Origin of the sequence: Domibacillus sp. DTU_2020_1001157_1_SI_ALB_TIR_016 (genome assembly GCF_032341995.1) — a bacterium.
In the GTDB taxonomy this organism is placed as follows: Bacteria; Bacillota; Bacilli; order Bacillales; family Domibacillaceae; genus Domibacillus; species Domibacillus indicus_A.
This window is the reverse complement of record NZ_CP135438.1, coordinates 80,634-100,823: the sequence shown is the minus strand read 5'-3', so window position 1 is coordinate 100,823 and position 20,190 is coordinate 80,634. Positions and strand designations below refer to the sequence as shown.

The following is a 20,190-nucleotide window of genomic DNA, read 5'->3' as shown; positions in this document are numbered from 1 at the left end:
CCTTTTATTCTTTCGGCTCTGCTTTTGTGCCATATTTTGATTCCCATTCCGATAAAATCGCATCCCGGTTTTCTGCGGCCCAATACAAATCATTTTCTGGATACATATGCTTCTCAATATCTGATGGGAAAGAGGCCGGCAACGTAAAGTCCTCATTCAGTGTGGTAAATCCATTTGCATCAAAATATTTTTTCATTACATTTTTTTCAATGGCCCAGTTTAAAAAGGCTTTTGCTGCTTCGTCACTTTCTTTGTCTTCTTTTTGAATCATGGCATTGGCTTCAACGTCCCATCCCAGTCCTTCTTCAGGAAGCACTACTTCTACTGGCGCTCCTTCTTCTTTCATTTGAACAGCTGTGTATACAATAGAAAGGCCAATCGGATATTCACCGGCAGCTGCCATTTTCGCTGGCTTAGAACCAGAATGTGTATATGTTCCAATATTTTCGTGAAGCCGGTCCATATAATTCCATCCTTTTTCTTTCCCCATCATTTGAAGCCAGGCGTTAACGGTCAAATAACCTGTGCCGCTGGAAGCCGGATGAGGCATGACAATCAGCCCTTTATATCTTGGATCCAGGAGGTCTTCATATGTTTTAGGAATTGGCAGCCCCAGCTTTTCAAGTTCTGCTGTATTGACTGCGATTCCGGTCATGGCAGCTGTATTGCCCGTCCACTTCATTGGCTCGTTTTGATCCTTGTACGCATCTTTAATGTTATCAGCGCCTTTTGGCGTATAGCCGGCGAGCATTCCTTTTTGATCTAGCGCAAGTAAACTTGAAGCCGCTATACCCCACACCACATCGGCACTTGTGTTTTTTCCTTCTGCTAGAAGCTTAGCGGTCATAATACCTGTTGAATCCCGGACAATGTTCACATCCACTTTTGGATACTTTTGTTCGAAGGACTCCAGGTAAACAGGCAGCACCTCTTCTTCAATCGCCGTGTAAACAGTTAATTCTCCTGATACGCCCGACTGTGCTTCTGCTGGAGCGCTTTTCTCATTTGAACAAGCAGAAATAAACAATGTGCTAGATACCAATAAAGACCAGGCTATTCTTTTCATTTTAATGCTCCTTTTTTTGTTGTTTTTATTGTTATTTTATTGTATCTTGTGTTTGTTAAGAGGGTATTAAGGTTTTTTTAAGATATTATTGTGGTTTTTTGTTGTTTCATTTTGGAGTTACATAAAAAGTAGAAGCAAATTCAAAGAATACCGCATGGATGAACTAAATCGAACTCCTTTCATGTTAATGAAGTTCGATGACTCTATTTACTGTGACAGATCTTTAAACCTGAGTATTCATCAGCTTGAGAAAGTAGGGCAAGCGAAGGGATTCAGGAACTGATTCTTTGATTTAGGTGGAGAGGTTCACCAGGTAAAACTACTAGTTATTTACGACAAGAGTGATGTTACGCGCCTGTATAGAGGGGGATTTGGGGCAATTTTGGGTTTTATAAAGGTATCAGCAGATTGTACGAAATTAATAATCTAAAACAAAACTTGGCTATCTTCTTTATTTTCACAAATATTTTAAAGTTGAACAGAATATACTTGGAATACTTCATTTTCAAGTACTTTTCTATATAGGACGGGAGAAGCAGCCATCTTCGTGAAAAGGATATCTAAATAAAAGGGGAGATAACCGATGAAAGAAAGACAAGATGCCTGGTCAGAAGAAAATGATTGGCAGCTTGCTGAAACAGTATTACGATATGTACGTGAGGGAAGTACCCAGTTGAAAGCGTTTGAAGAAGCAGGAGACAGGTTGAATAGAACGGCCGCAGCCTGCGGGTTCCGATGGAATGCAGTCGTTAGACAACAGTATGTAAGGGAAATGGGCACAGCAAAAAAACAAAGAAAAGATTATTTCCACATACTCGCTAGAAGAGAGAAAAATATTGAAGTGGCAGATCATACAGTTGAGACACCAGCAGGGAATTCCGCAAATCTTGGCATTTCTTTAGCTCAGGTCATCTCTTTTCTAACTAATTTAGAGAGTAAAGCGGCCTCCACAGCAGAAGTTGAACAGCTTCGAAAAGAGCTGGCAATAATAAAAGAAGAAAAAGCTGAATTGGAGAAAAAATTAGAACAAACTCAGCAGGAAAACATTACGATGCAGGAAGACTATGAAACCTTAATGCGGATCATGAATCGTGCTAGACAAACGGTGCTATTAGCTGATAATGACCCGTCTCCTGCTTTTAAAATGGAGAAGAACGGTAATCTAGAAAAGATCGCGGAGTAATTATCCATTTAGGTTTAAAGCGCCGGGCATATGTCCAGGCGGTTTAAATTTTAACAAAACAGAAAGTTATCTGCGCTGTATTATAGAGTTTTTTGCATCTTTTTTGAACAAAAAAATAGCGCTGCGTAAACTCGTTTATGACTTTTATGATAAAAAACCACCACGGCTTTTAAAAAACGGGGTGGTTTTTGCTGTTTGTTTTAACAGGAGTTGTTTTTAGGATGATTAGAAGTAGAGGTATCTATCTGACTTCAACCCAGCCATTTTTAATAGCTTTGATAACAGCTTGTGTGCGGTCATTGACGTCCATTTTTCGAAGAATGCTATAAACGTGGCCTTTGACCGTTTTTTCGCTAATATAAAGCGTTTCTGCAAGACTCCGGTTACTTTTACCGTCCGCTAACAACTGTAACACTTCACTTTCACGGCGGGAGAGCAAATGCAGCGGCAGACGGACTGGTGGCTGTTGAAACTCTTTTTTACGAGCTGCCGCACTTGATAAACGGCGATAGGCAGTAATTAGCTTGTGTGTCACACGTGGATGCAAGTATGATTCGCCTTTTGCAACAGCTTTTACTGCTTCTATCAGTTTCTTTGTATCCATTTCTTTCAGTAAATAGCCAAAAGCACCTGATTGAAGCGCGTGTATAACATAAGTTTCATCATCATGGATCGACAAAATAATGACCTTTATATTCGGATATTTACTGATTAAGTTACGAGTTGCTTCAACACCGTTTGTTTTTGGCATATTGATATCCATGATCACAACATCTGGCTTATAATGATCTGCTAATTCAATTGCTTCAACACCGTCTTTTCCTTCAGCAAGTACTTCAAAGGTTTCTTCACAATTAAGAATGCGCTTTATCCCTTCTCGAAATAGTTGTTGACCGTCAATGAGAACGATTTTAGTCTTTGATTCATTAGATATAGACCGCACGTTAAATCCCTTCCTTTATTAAATAATAGTCCAAACAAGGAAGGAATCCCTATTTGGCAGCCCGGCTGTCATGACTCAAAAGAATGGTAGACCCGTGGCTTTGCGTCCTTACCTTTCGATAAGTTTGCCTTTATCATTTTTCATTATAATGGAAAAAAGGTAAAAAATAAAAGTGTCGAATTTTGTCGGGAGGGTTTTGGAGCTGTTATGGGGCAAGCCAAAGGAAACAGATGAAGCTCAAGGCACGTAAAACAGTATCATACTCATTCCAAGTTATTTTTATCGTTTTCGGCGAGAACACCCCGACTTCAAGCTTGCTAAGTGGGGGATGAATCGCTGCTCTTTCAGTCATTCTTTTTCCTTGAACGCTCTATTGCTAAAATGGTATAATTAGGTATGGAACAAACGTTCAGGGGTGGGAAAATGATGAGAACCAAAACAGATGAAACAAAGAACCTTCATTTTAAAGCCTTTCGGTTTAAAATCCATCCAAGTGACGAGCAAAAACAACGGATTAACCAAACGATCGGCTGCTGCCGGTTTGTCTACAATTATATATTAAATGAAAACATCAAGAGTTTCGAAAAAACAAAAGAACGGTATACAGAAACAGCTGCCAAAAAGCTTCTCCCCGGGCTAAAAGAAACGTTCAAATGGCTGTCTAGTTCTGATAGTATTGCTCTTCAGGCAAGCATCGAATATCAGTACGAAGGATTCAAAAAATATAAGGATCAGCCAAAAAAAGAATTAAAAAAAAGAGCCGTAAAAAAATGTGCAGCAGGCTATACGCCAACGGTGTATGATTTCAAGGGCCACCCAACATTCAAAAGTAAGAAAAATCCGGTCCAGAGCTATACGACCAAAATGACAAACAAAAATATTAAAATGATAGACAACCACATTCAGCTGCCGAAACTCGGCTGGATTCGTTTTTCCAAGTCCCGAAACATCGAAGGTGACATTAAGCGTGTCACCGTGCGCCGCAGCAATACCGGCCGGTATTCTATTTCGGTCATTTGCGAGATGCCTTATTCCCCGTACAAACCAAGCACCAACGATGCCGTTGGCATTGATCTGGGATTAAAAGAGTTTGCCGTGCTCTCCAACGGTGAATCCATTGCCAACCCGAAATACTATCAAAAATACGAAAAGCGATTAGCCTTTCTTCAGCGTGCGTTTGCACGTAAAAAAGAAGGTTCGAAATCGAGGGAAAAAAATAAAGCCCAGATTGCTAAACTGCACGAAAAAGTCAAACACACAAGAGAAGATTTTCTTCACAAGCTGACGACCAGGCTCGTTCATGAAAACCAAGTGATCGCGGTGGAAAACTTGGCGGTGAAGAATCTCGTCCAAAGTAAAAAGCGAAGCAAAGGGATTCACGATGCGTCATGGTCGAGATTCAACGAAATGCTCGCTTACAAAGCGAAGTGGTACGGACGAACGATCATAAAAGTCGATCCGCTCTTCCCATCAAGCCAGCTCTGTTCTGGATGTGGCCACCAGCATAAGGATGTAAAAAATCTCGCTGTCCGGGTGTGGGAGTGTCCGTCCTGCGGCGTGCGTCACGACCGGGATCTGAATGCGAGCCTGAATATTAAAAAAGAAGCCCTTCGGCTTCTTTCACTTCAGTCTATTTAAGCTTAGTCATACAACCGTTGGAATACGGGGTTAGCCTGATTACTGGGGGTCGAAGATCCCCTTGCCCAGGAATCCCCCACTTCAACCGTCAGGTAAGTGGGTGGTAGTTCAAAAATGAGAAATGTTTAAAAAGTAAGAGGGTCCAGCAAAGAAAAGTACCACGTGGAGGGTAAGATAATAAAAGAAGCATGATCATCAAGAGGCCGCTGATCTCTGCATACTTTCTTACGACTGCACCCATCTTAAATTGAACCTCCTGGCAATGAGCTCTACATTTAGCTGTTCAGGAATGGTAATCGAAATTTTGTAGTAGAGCCCTACCATTGATTAAGAAGCCTCTTCAAAATCTTTTAATTAATCTTCGGCAGGTTCATTAAGTATAAAAATTGTTTGCTTAGAAAGGTTGGTCTTTTGTTTCGTGTTGTGTTTGCTAGCAAGTATTGAATAAAAGAGTTGGCAGCCTTGAGATTTTCAGAGAGAGATTAGGTCATTTTCGATGTTGAAGGTGAGCCAACTTTCCGGGATTTCCTGCTCCGAAGAAAGCTTCTAGAGCAGAGGAGCGGGCAAGAAGCAGCGGTAATAGAATATAAAGAGGGGGAGTGAAGGCGGAAGCGCTGACCTTAAGTTTAAAGGAACAGTAATGAACATTTGCAAGGTGAAAGAATAGAATTTTGAGCAGCATGAATAGATGAAAAAGTAACTATTCCAACCAAGAATAGTTATCTCAAAAGTTTCTAGATAGGTGCAAAAAGGTATCTGGGTAAATGTATTATATGTGGCAACGATAGAGGAAGTGAAATGTAGTTTTGAATAATGAAGTTTCGCGTTTTATTCACGTCTCACTTTTTCAGTTAAGACAAATATAATAGAGTCCAAAATTTTGCATGTATTATAGGAAAATCTATGAATTTACCGCCTTTTTACCCCCTAATGTAGTTTGTATTTTTGCTTACTAAAAAAGGGGGAAACAGCCTTGGAGATCGGAGAGTGGAAAAAAGCCGAAATCGGGGACCTTACAGTCATTGGTTATGTCAGCAGGACTGGTTGTTACCACAGTCAGATTGAGCTAGCGATAGTAGGAAGAATCATAAAAGACGAATTGATATGGGGAACGCCAACGAAGTTACTATTTGAGGAGCATCGTTTAAAACCCATTGGTACACTACTGGATGATGTTCAGGATAAAACAGCACTCATTGATCTAGCCCTTATGACGAAAGACAAAGAATGGTTTGAGGAATTGACGAGAGGATTAAAAAGTAGCGTATCGTGGAGTAGTCATTGAGCAACAGTAGACGCCAGAGGAAGTGCAACATTATTATAGAGAAAAGTTCGGATCAAAATGGTCGGATAACCTAAAGAAAGCAGCGCAGGATGACACTCTTCGTTTTTTTTTAAACAATCAACGAAAAAGAAATGATTTATATGTGACAAGACCAAACAAGCAGCGATATGAGCATTACTTGAACAAAAAATTAGCACCTAACCCCCACTAAACCGGAGATTTTGAAGGGGAATGCGGAGCTAATTTTTTGTTCAAGCTTCCACGCTATAAGGAGCATCAAGAGCGCTAATTAGAGGGGATCTCCTTAACGCCTGGATACTGGTTATTTCCCGCATTTCAAGAAAAATATGCAAAAAAACAGCCAGAGGAGGCTCCAGCTGCACAGTGTTATGGGTTATCGGATGAGAAAATGGGGGGTCTTCTCATACCATTTATTATGGGCAAGTTTAAAAATTTTCATACAGACAAAATAAAAAAGCCGAGATAAACTCGGCAAAAAGAGAGAATGGGCAAGTTCAGGTGAGTGGTTAATGAACATGTACCCATTTTCAGAAGTAGTAAACAAAAAGCCCCGGGGTATTTAAATAGTATTCGCATTTCTATTTTAACAGACTGGGAGCTTCTCGACTATAAAAGATATTGTAATTGTTCCTTCCACAATGAAGCTGGAATTGGATTTAATGGAAATACGGAATACATGTATGACGGTGGTCTGTGAGGGTAAGGTGAAGGTCGGGGAGAGGCTCACTTCGTAGGGAAGCCTAAAAAGAGCAGAGTTCAGCATCTTGAAAGTTTAAAGGATATTTTCAAAAAACTCACCAATTCGATCTTTACACAGAAGTTTATATCATCCTGATTAGTTATGTTCATTACAATCCGCAAACTAGACACTCGTATAGATCAGCTAAAGATAGTAAAGCATTCAATTTCAATATGTATGAATATAACGAAGCTTTAGACATCCGTATCAGGAGTTATATTTTCGACTTCACTTAAGCGTTTTAAGGAATGTGGCTGTTTATTTTCGGTTAAAAGAATTCATGCATGGCGATTTCCGCAAGGTGGACGAGGATTGGTGGTTTATTATAAGTAGAGTTCTATAAAAAGCACCCAAACCGGTGCTGTTTTTTTATGTCCAAATATAGAGAGCGCCTAATATATAGAATTAACCAGGGGATCACTTACTTTTGTCGAAATTTGATGAACGATTTTTATAGGATTTTATTTCTTCCTCTTGCAGTATATAGGAGGGAGGAAGTGGTAAGATGAGTGAAAAAAAAATAGAATTGAAAAAATACGTTGAACAGATAGAAGAATTGAGCAGCATATCCCCGCATATTATGGCCGTGTCTAATTTGCTTAGTGAAAAAAATATCGTAACGGAAGAAGAATTTTACAAGGAAATAAAAAAATTTGTAAAAGAAAAAAGAGAAACAGTTACATCCAGATAAACGGTACTTTATAGAAAGAGGGAAATGAAAAGTGAGTTATAAAAAAACATTTATTGACCTCAGCAAAAAAGCCTTCAAAAATGAATTAGAAGAGAAGTTTTCCAAAGAAAACGCCTATAACCTAATCTCCAATTATTTTAATGATATTTCAGCTTCCTTGAAGGATGAGAAGGAGGTTACTGGAAAGACATTAAAAATAAAAATAGAAGAGAAGTGTTGGAGTATTCAACTTAACCAACTGTCAGAACTCTCTATCCGTTTTTACAAGGATGAAATTATAGCCAAGGTAAAGCCAGGATTTCAATGGCGTGAAGAGATCTTGAAGTATGAGCAGGGAAGATTTTATGACTATTCTAAAGATATGGAATTAAGCGAAGAATTATTAGACATATATTTAAAAGAAGCATTCGAGTCTACTATCAACCAACTTGCGAGGTAACTGTTTACCAAAGTATCTGCAAGGGTGTTTTTTTCTTGTTTTATAATGAATCTCCTTCGCTTTCTGTTGTACTGTATAACGTATCAATTAATGAGAAAATTTGTAAGAGCAGGGGGGCGGAACATTAATGAAAAAGGTACCTCGTATTATAGCTATGGCTGCACTTGCGGGAATGGTACTTGCTTCAACTAGTCCTTCGGCGGAGGCGGCAGACTTCATGCCGATTTATGCAAAACCTACATCTGAATTCCCGTTTACGGATGTTCCTCAAGAACGAATGGACATAGTTTCAGCCCTTTATCATAACAAGTATCTTAATGGTGTCAGTGCAGATAAATTTGGGTGGGATCTGCCGGTCAAGCGCGTGGATGCCGCCATGATTGCTGCACGTGGTATGGGTTTTAGAAAAGAATACTTTCCTACACCTATAAGTGCTTTAACATTTAAGGACATTCCAGAACGGGCAAAAAGTGCGATTTCCTATCTTCAATATTACCGAGTAGTAAATGGAAAAACGGAAACCTTTTTCGGATCTAACGATACAATTACAAGGGGAGAAGCTGCTATCATTCTCGCAAGAGCGTATAGAGAAGTGCTGATAACACCTAACGAGCCAGTGCATCATTTTACAGATCTAACAGGACGGTACGCGGAGGCTATCAACAAACTGGTTGCTACAGGCATTGTAAATGGAATAACGCCTGAACAGTTTGGCACAAATAACCCCATAAAACGAGGCGAATTTGCGATGATGGTAGCCCGGCTGAGTGATCCAGCTTTGTCTCCTCCATCTTCTTATGGCGAACTGCCTTCTTCACAGGGCGGACTAACCATGACTGCGGAGAAGGAAAGCTATAAATTGTCGTCTGATACATCTGTAAGTGTGACACTTGTTAATAAAGCAGATTTCGCTTATATATACAGTCGTATATATAAGTTGGAGAAAAAACAAGGAGATAAGTGGGTCTCAATAAAATACAATTCTTACCTAATGTTTCCGACTGATATGCCCGGCATAGAAGCTGATGAAACTCAAAAAAAGGGTTTTTGGTTTGGTGACTTTAAAACATTGATCACAGCGGGAGAATACAGAGTCAGTCATACATTTTATCCATCGATGAATAAAGGAGAAAAGGTGTCTGTAGCGGCATATTTCACAATTACTGAATAAGTTTTTGATTTATAAGCTTCTTTTTGAACTACCGCCCACTTACCTGACAGTTGAAGTGGGGGATTCCTGGGCAAGAGGACCTTCGACCCTCAGTAATCAGGCTAACCCCGTATTCCAACGGTTTTATGATCAAGCTTAACTAGACTGAAGGGAAAGAAGCCGAAGGGCCTCACTTTTAATGTTCAGGCTTGCATTCAGATCCCGGTCGTGACGAACGCCGCAGGACGGACACTCCCACACGCGTACAACGAGATTTTTTACAGCCTTATGCTGGTGGCCACACCCGGAACAGAGCTGACTTGATGGGAAGAACGGATCCACTTTTACGATTGTACGGCCATACCACTTTGCTTTGTAGGCCAGCATGGCGTTAAACTTTGACCATGATGCATCCTGAATACTTTTGCTTACTTTTTTATTTTGAACGAGATTCTTCACCGCCAAGTTTTCCACTGCGATCACTTGGTTTTCATGAACGAGCCTGGTCGTCAGCTTGTGAAGAAAATCTTCTCTTGTATGTTTGATTTTTTCGTGCAGTTTAGCAATCTGGGCTTTATTTTTTCCCCACGATTTAGACCCTTCTTTTTTACGTGCAAACGCACGCTGAAGAAAGGCTAATCGCTTTTCGTATTTTTGGTAGTATTTCGGGTTGGCGATGACTTGGCCGTTTGAGAGTACAGCAAATTCTTTCAGCCCGACATCGATGCCAACGGCATCGTTGATGCTCGGTTTGTACCGGGAATAAGGCATCTCGCAAATGACCGAAATAGAATACCGGCCGGTACTGCTGCGGCGCACGGTGACACGCTTAATGTCGCCTTCGATGTTTCGGGACTTGGAAAAACGAATCCAGCCGAGTTTCGGAAGCTGAATGTGGTTGTCTATCATTTTAATATTGTTATTTGTCATTTTGGTTGTGTAGCTTTGGACCGGGTTTTTCTTGCTTTTGAATGTTGGGTGGCCCTTAAAGTCATACGCCGTTGGCGTATAGCCTTCTGCACATTTTTTAGCGGCTCGTTTTTTTAATTCTTTTTTCGGCTGTTCCTTATATTTTTTGAATCCTTCGTACTGATATTCGATGCTTGCCTGAAGAGCGATACTGTCAGAACCAGACAACCATTTGAACGTTTCTTTTAGCCCAGGGAGGAGCTTTTTAGCAGCTGTTTCCATATACCGTTTTTTTGTTTTTTCAAAACTCTTGATGTTTTCATTTAATATATAATTGTAGACAAACCGGCAGCAGCCGATCGTTTGGTTAATCAGTTGTTTTTGCTCGTCACTTGGATGGATTTTAAACCGAAAGGCTTTAAAATGAAGGTTCTGTTTTTCATCTTTTTTGGTTTTTATCATTTTCCTCATCCCTTGAACATTTGTTCTATACCTAATTATACCATTTTAGTAATAGAGCGTTCAAGGAAAAAGAATGACTGAAAGAGCAACGATTCATCTCCCACTTAGCAAGCTTGAAGTGGGGGTGTTCTCGCCGAAGATGATAAATATACTAAAAAGAAAGGTGCACTCACTGATGCCAGTGGGTGTACCTTTCTTACGGTTACTATTTTTTAATTGAGCTCTTAAAATGAGCATTGCCGTAGTTATCACAATGGCCGCTTTTAGTATGAGGGTATTCACTGATATTGTACGTGATACTTAAATCAATTTCTTGCCCTGTTTCCACGATGTACACTCTTCCCTTTGAAGTCAATTGAATATGATAACAGATTTTATGTCGACTGGGGAGCAGGAAATTCAAAGCCTTTGTCAAAATATAAGGTAAAAGGGGAGTGGGAAAGTGCGATTTAAATATCAAATAAATTTTAATAATCAGGAAGTATTTTTACAAGAACTCAGAAGAAAATTTGAAGAGTTTCACCTGGAGTCAAAGAACTTTTCATTTGAAAAAAAAGAAAATAAAACCTGGGTTTTTCTAATGGATGTTCAGTTTAAAGAGTATGCAAAAGAATTAGAGAAGACGACTGGTATTCATAAAAATGTTATACCGATTATGCAAGAACTTGAAGATGAAGGCGTAGTATTAGCACAAAAGCTTCTATTAAACTAAGTTGCCCAAGCAAAAAAGAGAAAAAGAAACAATGCATCCGTATAGCGGGTGCTTTTTTCTTTGCTTAAAAACAATCTCAGAGGTGGTGATGTGAAATGGCGAACTGGGATGATATCAGATCGGCAGGGGAAACAACCAAGGTCACACTTGTTACAATATTGGAAAATAATGAATTTATATCCATTTTTATTCCGAATAAACACCACTCCTTTTTGTTGGAATGTATGTTCTTGTTCTTCAGTATAAACAACTGGAATTATATTGAAAATAATATTTTACGTAACAAAAAACCCCGGTTTTGGCCGGGGGTATAGATGTATTTGACTTTGGAAGAAGAAAAACCAAAAGATTTAAAATTGAGGATGAAAAAATCACTTGAAAATCACATTTTAACCGAATAAACGCGGATGAACTGTGATTGATGGGCAGGCTATAGTTCAAGATGAACCAAGGTAAAACAGTTGATTCGGCTTGAACTGGATTAAATATGAATCCATGCCCAATATCTACTGGATACAGTCACCCTACATATTCAAACAGCAGCTAAAGTAAGAGTTTACAAAGAAGCAGGGTTCATTCTTACAGAAAAGCAGGACACTTAGTAGTATCCGCCACCACCATATCCGTGGTTTCCTTTCACGTAAGAGGCACCAATAATAATAAGAAGAATAAATAAAACAACAACAAGCGCAAATCCAGACCCGTATCCACCGTTGTTTTCATATCCACCTTTGTTTTCGTAGCTCACAGCTATCACCTCCTGCTTCTATATAGTACGGAGAAGCTCAGGCAAGGATTGGATGAATGACCTTATCCAAATAAAAAATTTTACCTGTAAGGCAGATTGGTCAAGCCAATCAGGGAGCCGACCGTAAATTTTATTAAGTAGTTAACCAAAACTGTTAAGTAAAAAGCTTTCTCGTTAACCAGGTTAAAGAAAGGCTCGTCAAAGGATACTGTATTTTTACGTTAAACTGCCGGTCAGGTAAGTTGAACAAGAAGTAGTTAATACTAACTGCGACAAATTATAATTATGGGTGTGTTAGTAAGTGCTTTTGGAAGGAGAATAAAAAATGCCTGTTATTAAGCATCAGCAGTTTATTAAAGCACCTGCCGAAGTATGTTTTGACCTTGCAAGAAATGTGGATATTCATACTCAAACGACCTCTGAAACAAAGGAAAAAGCTGTTGGTGGAGTGACAGAAGGGTTACTAGAACAGGGAGATACTGTTACCTGGGAAGCCATTCACTTTGGTATTAAACAAAGACTGACGGCCAAGGTAACATTAATGGAAAAACCTCATAAGTTTGTAGATATTATGGTGAAGGGAGCTTTCCAATCTTTTGTTCATACCCATCAGTTTATTGAAGAAGCAGGCGGAACCATCATGATAGATACATTTCAATATAAGTCGCCATTTGGTCTAATTGGCGCTGCAGCCGATAAGTTGTTTTTGGAAAAGTATATGAGCGCATTTATTATTTCTCGTGCAAAAGAACTGAAAAAGATTGCCGAAAATATGGATTAACCTTCTGCAGCCGGTGTTTAGTTGCAGAAGGAATAAAGCAACGCTGCTCTTAGGTTAAGCAGCAGTTGACCGAAACTGTTGAACAAGGGTACTAGTAAATTTAATACAGTAATTATGCTATTTGAAAATTAATTAGAAATAGTATGCCATCTTCAATAGAGAGAGGTGTAATGTATGCAGCAAAACAAGCTAATTGTATCTTGTCATCGGGCTTTAATAGGGGCAATTTCAACAAAGCTAAGAGGGCTGACTGTGAAATTGGAGGACAGCAAGCTTTATTGGAAAGGGTACTTTGATGGTGAACCCACTGAAGAAGAGCAAGATGCTGTTAGTACAGCATGTACGGAAGTGCTGGCTGACTTTCCTTTTATTTCTTCATTAGAGGAGGAATATGTTAATTACCCCTATCCACAAAAAATGGATATGTTACAATTTTGGGTTTTCTTACGATGGGAAGAAGCTGGATGATTTACTCAACAGTTCGTTTAAAAAATAAAGCAATTTATTGTTCGCAAGTATAGGCATTTTTTTAAAATCCTTTAAGGAATGAAGAAATACTTTAACCTTTAGAACATCTATATCGTTCAAACTTGTTAAAAACAATCCCTGATGAAATAAAACTACTACTTCTCTTAAGCAGGACGATAGTGCCTGTTTGTGCTTAAGCGGCCTTTAAACAGTTAAATATAACAAGTGGATTGCATGCCAGTTAACAACCTCAAGAAAAGCGGGGTTGTTCTCTTCATTTTCATAAATATTTTAAAGTTCACCAGAATATAAATGGAATACATAATTTTTAAGTGCTTTTATATAAAAGGAGGTAGAAGTGGCCATCTTGTTGAAAGACAATTCGAATAAAAGGGGAGATAACCAATGAAAATGAGACAAGATGCCTGGTCAGAAGAAAATGATCTGCTCCTTGCGGAAACGGTATTACGTCATGTGCGCGAGGGAAGTACCCAACTGAAAGCGTTTGAAGAAGTAGGAGATACACTGAACAGAACGGCAGCAGCCTGCGGGTTCCGCTGGAATGCTGTGATTCGGAAGCAGTATGAAAAAGCATTGGGCCTTGCGCGCAAACAAAGGAAACAATATTTTCGTAGCCTTCAGAAGAAAGAACGGGCTTCAGGCATACAAGTTATTTTAGAAGGTCCATCTGCGGGTGAAAACACAAATGCAGCTATAGGCTCTTCAGCCCTTACGATGAGAGAGATTATTGCTTTCCTGCAAAACATAAATACATCTGAAGCAGATTGCGAAATCCTTCAAAGAGAACTTGACATGATCAAACGTGAGAAAGCGGCGATAGAAACAAAATATGAGGAGCTTGAAAAAAGAGCGCTCACGATGCAGCAAGACTATGAAGAATTAGTTAAAATAATGGACCGTGCGAGAAAAATGGTCGTGTTGGGTGATGAATCAGCCCAAAAATCCACCCTGCAGCTTGAAAACAACGATCATTTAGAGAAAATTGCAAAATAAAAAGCGCAGTGCATTCTGCGCTTTTTATTTTGCGGGTAGGACTGGAATGATTATCAGCTGTTATACTCTCTCTGTTTCCATCTGTCTCTCTATAGAGATGTTTTCTACATCCTTATCTCCGCCATCATAAAGAAATCAAAAATACTTCCTGCTTTTCTTTTTAAGATCGTTTACTTTACAATAATGCCAAAAAGACTGAAGGCCGAAAAGGAGGAATATGCATGAGGTGTGGCTCAAAATGCTTCCTTGTTGAAATGGAAATAAAGGGAGAAAAGCAAATCAAGCCTGTCACTGCAAGAACACCCGCGAATGCGAGAAAAACCATTCGGTTAGAATACGGAGCAGAAGCTCAGGTTTTATCGGTTATAGAAGAAAAAAAGAAGCCATCATCCTGAACGATTTATAAGCTCTTTACAAAGCGAATATTTCTGTAAAAAAGCACAGCAGAAGCGCTGTGCTTTCTTAAACGTCCCTTTGTCAGTAAACAAGTGGACTAGTTTCTGCTTTTTTTAGGCGTTTACTTTTTGAAAGAATTGCGGCAAGTGCTCTTTGTGTGCTTCGAGCATTTCATCCACAATTTCTTTGGCAATGGTATCAGTAGGGGTTAATGGATTAATCGTAAGCGCTAATACGGCTTTTTCATAATCACCTGTTACAGCCGCTTCTGCTGCTACACGTTCAAACGATTTAATCTGCTGCACCAAGCCGCGTACCGCAACTGGCAGTTCTCCCATGACGACTGGTCTTGGTCCGTTTTTCGTAATCACGCAGCTTACTTCAACAGCCGAATCGTCTGGAATGCCGGCAATGGCGCCATTGTTACGCGTATTCACCGGCTGGATGTCTCCTTTATCCGTGTAAATAGAGGTGATCAAACGAACCGCTGCATCGGAATAGTATGCACCGCCGCGTTTTTCAAGCTGTGGCGGCTTGATATCAAGCTGTGGATCTTGATAAAGCTCAAATAATTCCTGTTCCAGTTTCTGTACAACTTCTGCCCGTGTACCTTCTTCTTGTGCGTTCTTTGCATCTTTTTCCAGCATGTCTTTTGTTTTGTAGTAATACATGTGGTAAGGGCATGTTAAGACATTCAATGATCGGATAAATTCCGGCTCCCAGCCGAGGCCTTCGATATTTTTCACAAAACTGCTGTTATTCGGGTCTGTTAAGAGCTCGATGACTTTGTCTTTGACACTTTCTCCGTCTACAAACACGTCAAGTCCATACACCATATGGTTTAAACCGGCAAAATCAATCCGAATACGTGAGTGGTCTACATCAAGCAGTTTGGCAATGCCCATTTCCATGCCGATCGGCACGTTGCATAACCCGACCACCTTTTCGATGTTGGAATAACGCAGAACGGCTTCGGTTACCATGCCGGCTGGATTGGTAAAGTTAATGAGCCAGGCATTCGGGCAAAGCTCTTCCATGTCTTTGCAAATATCCAGAATAACCGGGATCGTACGCAGTCCTTTGAATAAGCCGCCTGGCCCATTGGTTTCCTGGCCAAGCACGCCATATTTTAAAGGGATGCGTTCATCTTTTGCCCGTGCATCAAGAAGGCCGACACGGAACTGTGTTGTAACAAAGTCAGCATCTTTTAAAGCGGCCCGGCGATCGAGTGTTAAATGAACGTCAATGGGCAGCCCGGCTTTTTCGATCATTCGTTTGGCAAGGGTGCCGACGATTTCAAGCTTTTCTTTCCCGGCTTCAATATCCACAAGCCAGAGTTCGCGTACAGGCAGTTCCTCATACCGTTTAATAAATCCTTCAACCAGTTCAGGGGTGTAGCTCGATCCGCCGCCAATAGTGGCAATTTTAATTCCTTTTGTCATCTCTTGCACCTCCACTTTTGATATATTTATGGTATCGTGATCAAGATAAGGAGGGAAGGTGTTCGGGCTATTGCGTTTTTTATTCCAGCAGAAGATGGTTGTTACAAGTTAGTAACAACGTGTTACACCCAGTGCAAAAGCTAGTGAAAGGCCGCCATTGAAGACTTCATCCTTTTTCGAAATAAAGAATAATCAAACATGGAAGAGCAGCAGTCTTATCCGTGTTATAATTTTTTTAAGATTGTGCGGTGGAGGGATCGGATTGTTTACTTATGAACACATTTTATCGTTTAATGAATTGGAAACGATTTTATACCAATATATTGCCTCTAATCGAGAGAAAGTCATCCATATGCGTGCCCGGGATCTGGCGGATGCCACGCATGTTTCGCCTTCGACCATTTCACGTTTCTGCCGGAAAGTAGATTGCGAAGGCTTCGCAGAATTAAAAGCGAAATTAAAAATTGACCTGGAAATGGATAAGAAAAAGAATATTAAAAGTTCGCATTATACCTTTGCGGAATTTGCAGAAAAAGCGTTTGAGGGGCGGTTTGAAGCAGACATTCAAGAAATCTCCAGACTGGCTGCTTCCTCTAAGAGCGTGATTTTTGCAGGCAGCGGCAGCTCCGGTATTCTCGCTCAATATGGCTCCCATTATTTTTCCGGATTAGGAAAATTCTCCACGTATATGAGCGATCCTTTTTTTCCAGTCTATGACGATTTGCGGGAGACGACAACGATTGCCCTGTCGATCAGCGGTGAACACAAGCACACGGTAGATTTAACTGGAAAACTCAAAAAAGAGGGCAGCCGCATTGTCAGTATTACCAATAACAAAGACTGTGCGCTTGCTAAAATGTCTGAAATTAATATTGCTTATTACATTACGGAAGAACGTCATCATTATACAAACATTACCACACAGCTGCCTGTGCTTTATTTAATTGAATCTATTGCGAGGAACATGCATGCTCTTTTGCATTCCCGTTAAATGCAGATCATTTTTTACCACTGCCTATACAGAAAACCATCTAACAAAATCAAAGGCACATAGCTGCCTGAAAAAGCACAGCTTATAAGCTGTGCTTTTTATCCTTCCTATAAGGGGGTTTTTATATAATCTGATCCTTCCTCATTCCTATGATACTGCTTACTGTGGTATGGCTAATTTCCACTACAACAGAGGAGGCTGCTCCGGACTTTCGCCGGATTATCCATCCTCTCTCCATGGAAGTATTAAGCACTTGTAAGCAAGTATTCAATTTTATGTATAATTAAACTAAGCTCTGAGAGGGATAGTAATCAAAAAAATAGTGTTTGAAAAAGTCAGAAGCAAAATTTAGTTGCATTATAAGAGAAGAAAGAGTAGACTTTGAACCAAATAAAACCGTCGGGAGTCTGTGGAATCAGGCTGAGAGTACAACTAATCTGTTGTAGACCGTGATAACCTGTTGGGTAATGCCAGCGTAGGGAAAGTGGGAAGAATAATACCTATCGACACTTTGCCTGCGCAAAGTGTTTTTTTTATTTTATATTTATACAAAAAGGGTGAATGAAAGAATATGGACCAACAGCAAAACATTATAAAACATGTAATGGAATTTATGCAGGAAGATTCGTCCGAAGAGCAGGATTTTAATGAACTGGCGCTCCGTCTCTACACCTATCAATATCAAAACAATCTTCCATACCAGTCATTTTGCAGACAAAAAGGGAAAACACCACGAATGGTCAAGTCTTGGAAAGACATACCGGCTGTGCCCATTACCGCATTTAAAAACATTACACTAAGCTGTATCGATCCTGAAGAAGCACAAGCCGTTTTTATGACGAGCGGAACGACACAGGGTGTGAAAGGGAAGCACTTCCATCCGGATCTGCGTATTTACGATCAATCAATGACATTAAATTTTAAAAACCGCTTTATGCAGGGGAGAGACCGCATATGTATGGGAATTCTTTTCCCGGCGGAAGAGGAAATGCCCAATTCCTCGCTTGCTCATTATTTGGCATTGGCAGTCCAGGAATTCGCCACAGCCGAAAGCCATTATCTTTTGACGCAACAAGGAATTGATATAGACCGTCTTTTAAATGAGCTGAACCGTGCTGAGGAAACGGGAGAGCCCTATGCCCTTTTGGGCGCAAGCTACAGCTTTGTGCACCTTCTTGAAGAATTGACACGCCGAGGCAAAACTTTCTCCCTTCCTACAGGAAGCAGAGTGCTTGATACAGGCGGGTTTAAAAATCAATCCAAAGAAATGGAGCTGTCAGAGTTTTATCGCCTGCTGTCAGCTGCTCTTGGAATTGAACGCTCAGCCTGTATCAATATGTACGGTATGACAGAACTCAGCACGCAGTTTTATGACAGCGGGAATGAAAGTATACCTTCCGTCAAATCTGGGCCTCACTGGATCCGCACAAGAGTGATCAATCCTTTAACAGGAGAAGAATTGCCTAAAGGTGAACAGGGCGTTCTAGTCCACTGTGATTTGGGCAATTTCAATTCGGTTACGACCATTCTGACGGAAGATATGGGGATGGAAACAGAGAATGGCTTTCTGCTTTTGGGCCGTGTTCAAGGTACGGAAGCAAAAGGATGCTCCATTGCGGCAGAAGAATTTATCAAAACAGCTTCAAAAGGTGCATTAGAATGAGGGAAATTGCAGGATACCTGCCGGATATAGGCGAGACCACCTTGGAAATGAAAGTGTTAACGTTCTCTAAAAAAGGAGAGACGGTTGAAGCGGAGATTCCTTTATTAACAAAGGAACAATTAAATAAAGTGATTGAGAAAGTGAAAAAAGCAAGCGAGGAAGTGCTGAAAAGCTTTTCTGTTTCAGATATGATCTGCATTATTGACAGGGCCATTGAGCAGCTGCTGGACCGCCAGTCACCTTATCGGCAAAAAGCGGAAAAATTGCTGCCTATCGTAACAGGCTATGATGAAGAAATCATCCGGCTTGGCCTGACATCTTATTTAAAAACATTCCGAAAAAAGGGGCTGCAGCGTTTTCTGGCTGAAGATTTCGGCAATCCGTTGTTATTGGATGATTTTCAGCCCCGCATCAAAGGAGGTTTTTCCAAAGCCATAGGTCCGAATTTGATCACTCATATTTGGGCCGGGAATGTTCCGGCTCTTCCTTTGTGGAGTTTTATTTCAGGACTGCTTGTGAAAGCAGGAGCAGTCGGTAAAGTGTCTAGCGCAGAACCGTTCTTTTCTGGATGGTTTGCCCATTTGCTGGTAGAAATTGAACCCCGGCTTGCAGGCTGTTTTGCGGTTGTGTGGTGGAAGGGCGGCGACGAAGAGAGGGAGCAGCAGCTCTTTGAGCAGTCAGAGGTAGTTATAGGCTATGGAGGCAATCAGTCACTGCAATCGTTGCAAAACCGGATGCCGGTGACAACGCGCTTTTTACCTTTTGGCCATAAAATCAGTTTTGGGGCTGTATCAAAATCAAGCCTTGATTCAAGAAAAGGGTGGACTACGGTCCATCAGGCAGCGCTTGATGTGATCCGATATGATCAGCAGGGCTGCTATTCTCCTCACCTTTTTTATGTTCAAGAAGGCGGACATGTTTCGCCGCGTGATTTCGCGCGCTTTTTGGCAAATGAACTGGAGAACTTTCAAACAAGATATCCACGGCGGGAGCTTTCGATGGAGGAAGCCGCAGCGGCGGCAGCATGGCGCCAAAGGGAGGAAATAGCACTTTTTTCAAAACCTGGCCATGAAGTGCTGGGTAACAGAGCAAATGACTGGACCGTGGTTTATGAAGAAAACTCCTCTTCTTTTCTGCCAAGTGCGCTAAACCGGGTGGTAAAAGTTATTGCTTTCCGCGACATTGAAGACATTCTTCCAACCATTGCGCCCCATCGTTCTTTTCTTCAGACGGTGGGAGTGGCTGCCAGTCCTGCTGAACTGTTTCGCTGGGCTGAACAGCTTGCGAAAATCGGGGTTACACGCATTGCCGCCCTCGGATCCATGACATCACCAGAAGCTGGCTGGCACCACGACGGCCGGTTTAATCTATTGGATTTAGTGTATATGGTCGACATAGAAGCAGCGGCAGAGGCATCAAGCGAGCAATTTGCCCCCTACGTCGACTAGA

The 20,190-nt window shown here is 40.8% G+C and carries 18 protein-coding genes and 2 riboswitches; of the genes, 13 read left to right on the top strand and 5 right to left on the bottom strand.

Annotated features, from left to right (window positions below; translation table 11 throughout):
- Positions 1-4: 4 nt before the first annotated feature.
- Positions 5-1,066, bottom strand: a complete 1,062-nt coding sequence (locus RRU94_RS00445; protein WP_315691322.1) for a putative 2-aminoethylphosphonate ABC transporter substrate-binding protein — start codon at positions 1,064-1,066, stop codon at positions 5-7.
- A gap of 583 nt (positions 1,067-1,649) precedes the next feature.
- Between RRU94_RS00445 and RRU94_RS00440 the strand changes: the two genes are divergently transcribed.
- Positions 1,650-2,249 carry an RsfA family transcriptional regulator gene (locus tag RRU94_RS00440; protein WP_315691321.1) on the top strand — a complete coding sequence of 200 codons (600 nt, stop codon included), beginning with the start codon at positions 1,650-1,652 and terminating at the stop codon, positions 2,247-2,249.
- A 241-nt stretch (positions 2,250-2,490) separates the two neighbouring features.
- On the opposite strand, the gene RRU94_RS00435 is transcribed toward RRU94_RS00440, so the two are convergent.
- Positions 2,491-3,192 (bottom strand): response regulator, encoded by a 702-nt coding sequence (locus tag RRU94_RS00435; RefSeq protein ID WP_315691320.1) that lies wholly within the window; start codon positions 3,190-3,192, stop codon positions 2,491-2,493.
- A gap of 52 nt (positions 3,193-3,244) precedes the next feature.
- A riboswitch (cyclic di-GMP riboswitch) is annotated at positions 3,245-3,331 on the bottom strand.
- 284 nt (positions 3,332-3,615) lie between these two features.
- Here RRU94_RS00435 and tnpB (RRU94_RS00430) point away from each other — a divergent pair.
- The 5 genes from tnpB (RRU94_RS00430) to RRU94_RS00410 all read left to right on the top strand — a co-directional run bounded on the left by tnpB (RRU94_RS00430) (position 3,616) and on the right by RRU94_RS00410 (position 9,176).
- Positions 3,616-4,830, top strand: a complete 1,215-nt coding sequence (tnpB, locus tag RRU94_RS00430) for an IS200/IS605 family element RNA-guided endonuclease TnpB (protein WP_315691319.1) — start codon at positions 3,616-3,618, stop codon at positions 4,828-4,830.
- A 973-nt stretch (positions 4,831-5,803) separates the two neighbouring features.
- Positions 5,804-6,115, top strand: a complete 312-nt coding sequence (locus RRU94_RS00425) for an IDEAL domain-containing protein (RefSeq protein WP_315691318.1) — start codon at positions 5,804-5,806, stop codon at positions 6,113-6,115.
- A gap of 1,265 nt (positions 6,116-7,380) precedes the next feature.
- Positions 7,381-7,566 carry a hypothetical protein gene (locus RRU94_RS00420; RefSeq protein WP_315691317.1) on the top strand — a complete coding sequence of 62 codons (186 nt, stop codon included), beginning with the start codon at positions 7,381-7,383 and terminating at the stop codon, positions 7,564-7,566.
- Between the two features lie 31 nt (positions 7,567-7,597).
- Positions 7,598-8,005: a hypothetical protein gene (locus RRU94_RS00415; RefSeq protein ID WP_315691316.1), complete on the top strand. Its 408-nt coding sequence runs from the start codon at positions 7,598-7,600 to the stop codon at positions 8,003-8,005.
- 127 nt (positions 8,006-8,132) lie between these two features.
- Entirely contained in the window at positions 8,133-9,176 is a 1,044-nt protein-coding gene (locus RRU94_RS00410; RefSeq protein ID WP_315691315.1) for an S-layer homology domain-containing protein, read from the top strand.
- Positions 9,177-9,311: 135 nt separating this feature from the next.
- Here RRU94_RS00410 and tnpB (RRU94_RS00405) read toward each other — a convergent pair whose 3' ends face one another.
- A complete protein-coding gene (gene tnpB / locus RRU94_RS00405; protein ID WP_315691314.1) occupies positions 9,312-10,526 on the bottom strand; it encodes an IS200/IS605 family element RNA-guided endonuclease TnpB in 1,215 nt (404 codons plus the stop codon).
- A gap of 442 nt (positions 10,527-10,968) precedes the next feature.
- Between tnpB (RRU94_RS00405) and RRU94_RS00400 the strand changes: the two genes are divergently transcribed.
- On the top strand, positions 10,969-11,238 hold the full coding sequence (locus RRU94_RS00400) for a hypothetical protein (protein WP_315691313.1): 270 nt from the start codon (positions 10,969-10,971) through the stop codon (positions 11,236-11,238).
- A 598-nt stretch (positions 11,239-11,836) separates the two neighbouring features.
- Here RRU94_RS00400 and RRU94_RS00395 read toward each other — a convergent pair.
- Entirely contained in the window at positions 11,837-11,986 is a 150-nt protein-coding gene (locus tag RRU94_RS00395; RefSeq protein WP_315691312.1) for a YjcZ family sporulation protein, read from the bottom strand.
- 325 nt (positions 11,987-12,311) lie between these two features.
- On the opposite strand from RRU94_RS00395, the gene RRU94_RS00390 reads away from it, so the two are divergent.
- The 3 genes from RRU94_RS00390 (at position 12,312) to RRU94_RS00380 (ending at position 14,249) form a co-directional block, all read left to right on the top strand.
- Positions 12,312-12,767, top strand: a complete 456-nt coding sequence (locus RRU94_RS00390; RefSeq protein ID WP_315691311.1) for an SRPBCC family protein — start codon at positions 12,312-12,314, stop codon at positions 12,765-12,767.
- A 174-nt stretch (positions 12,768-12,941) separates the two neighbouring features.
- Positions 12,942-13,235 carry a MafI2 family immunity protein gene (locus RRU94_RS00385; protein WP_315691310.1) on the top strand — a complete coding sequence of 98 codons (294 nt, stop codon included), beginning with the start codon at positions 12,942-12,944 and terminating at the stop codon, positions 13,233-13,235.
- 405 nt (positions 13,236-13,640) lie between these two features.
- On the top strand, positions 13,641-14,249 hold the full coding sequence (locus RRU94_RS00380) for an RsfA family transcriptional regulator (protein ID WP_315691309.1): 609 nt from the start codon (positions 13,641-13,643) through the stop codon (positions 14,247-14,249).
- Between the two features lie 509 nt (positions 14,250-14,758).
- Here RRU94_RS00380 and RRU94_RS00375 read toward each other — a convergent pair.
- Positions 14,759-16,087: a 6-phospho-beta-glucosidase gene (locus RRU94_RS00375; RefSeq protein ID WP_315691308.1), complete on the bottom strand. Its 1,329-nt coding sequence runs from the start codon at positions 16,085-16,087 to the stop codon at positions 14,759-14,761.
- A gap of 262 nt (positions 16,088-16,349) precedes the next feature.
- Between RRU94_RS00375 and RRU94_RS00370 the strand changes: the two genes are divergently transcribed.
- The 3 genes from RRU94_RS00370 (at position 16,350) to RRU94_RS00360 (ending at position 20,189) form a co-directional block, all read left to right on the top strand.
- Entirely contained in the window at positions 16,350-17,078 is a 729-nt protein-coding gene (locus RRU94_RS00370) for a MurR/RpiR family transcriptional regulator (protein ID WP_315691307.1), read from the top strand.
- Between the two features lie 389 nt (positions 17,079-17,467).
- Positions 17,468-17,577, top strand: a riboswitch (TPP riboswitch).
- Positions 17,578-17,649: 72 nt separating this feature from the next.
- Positions 17,650-18,741, top strand: a complete 1,092-nt coding sequence (locus tag RRU94_RS00365) for a LuxE/PaaK family acyltransferase (RefSeq protein WP_315691306.1) — start codon at positions 17,650-17,652, stop codon at positions 18,739-18,741.
- Complete coding sequence (locus RRU94_RS00360; protein ID WP_315691305.1) at positions 18,738-20,189, top strand: acyl-CoA reductase; 1,452 nt, start codon at positions 18,738-18,740, stop codon at positions 20,187-20,189. Before RRU94_RS00365 ends, RRU94_RS00360 begins: the two co-directional genes overlap by 4 nt.
- The last annotated feature ends 1 nt before the right edge of the window (position 20,190 follow it).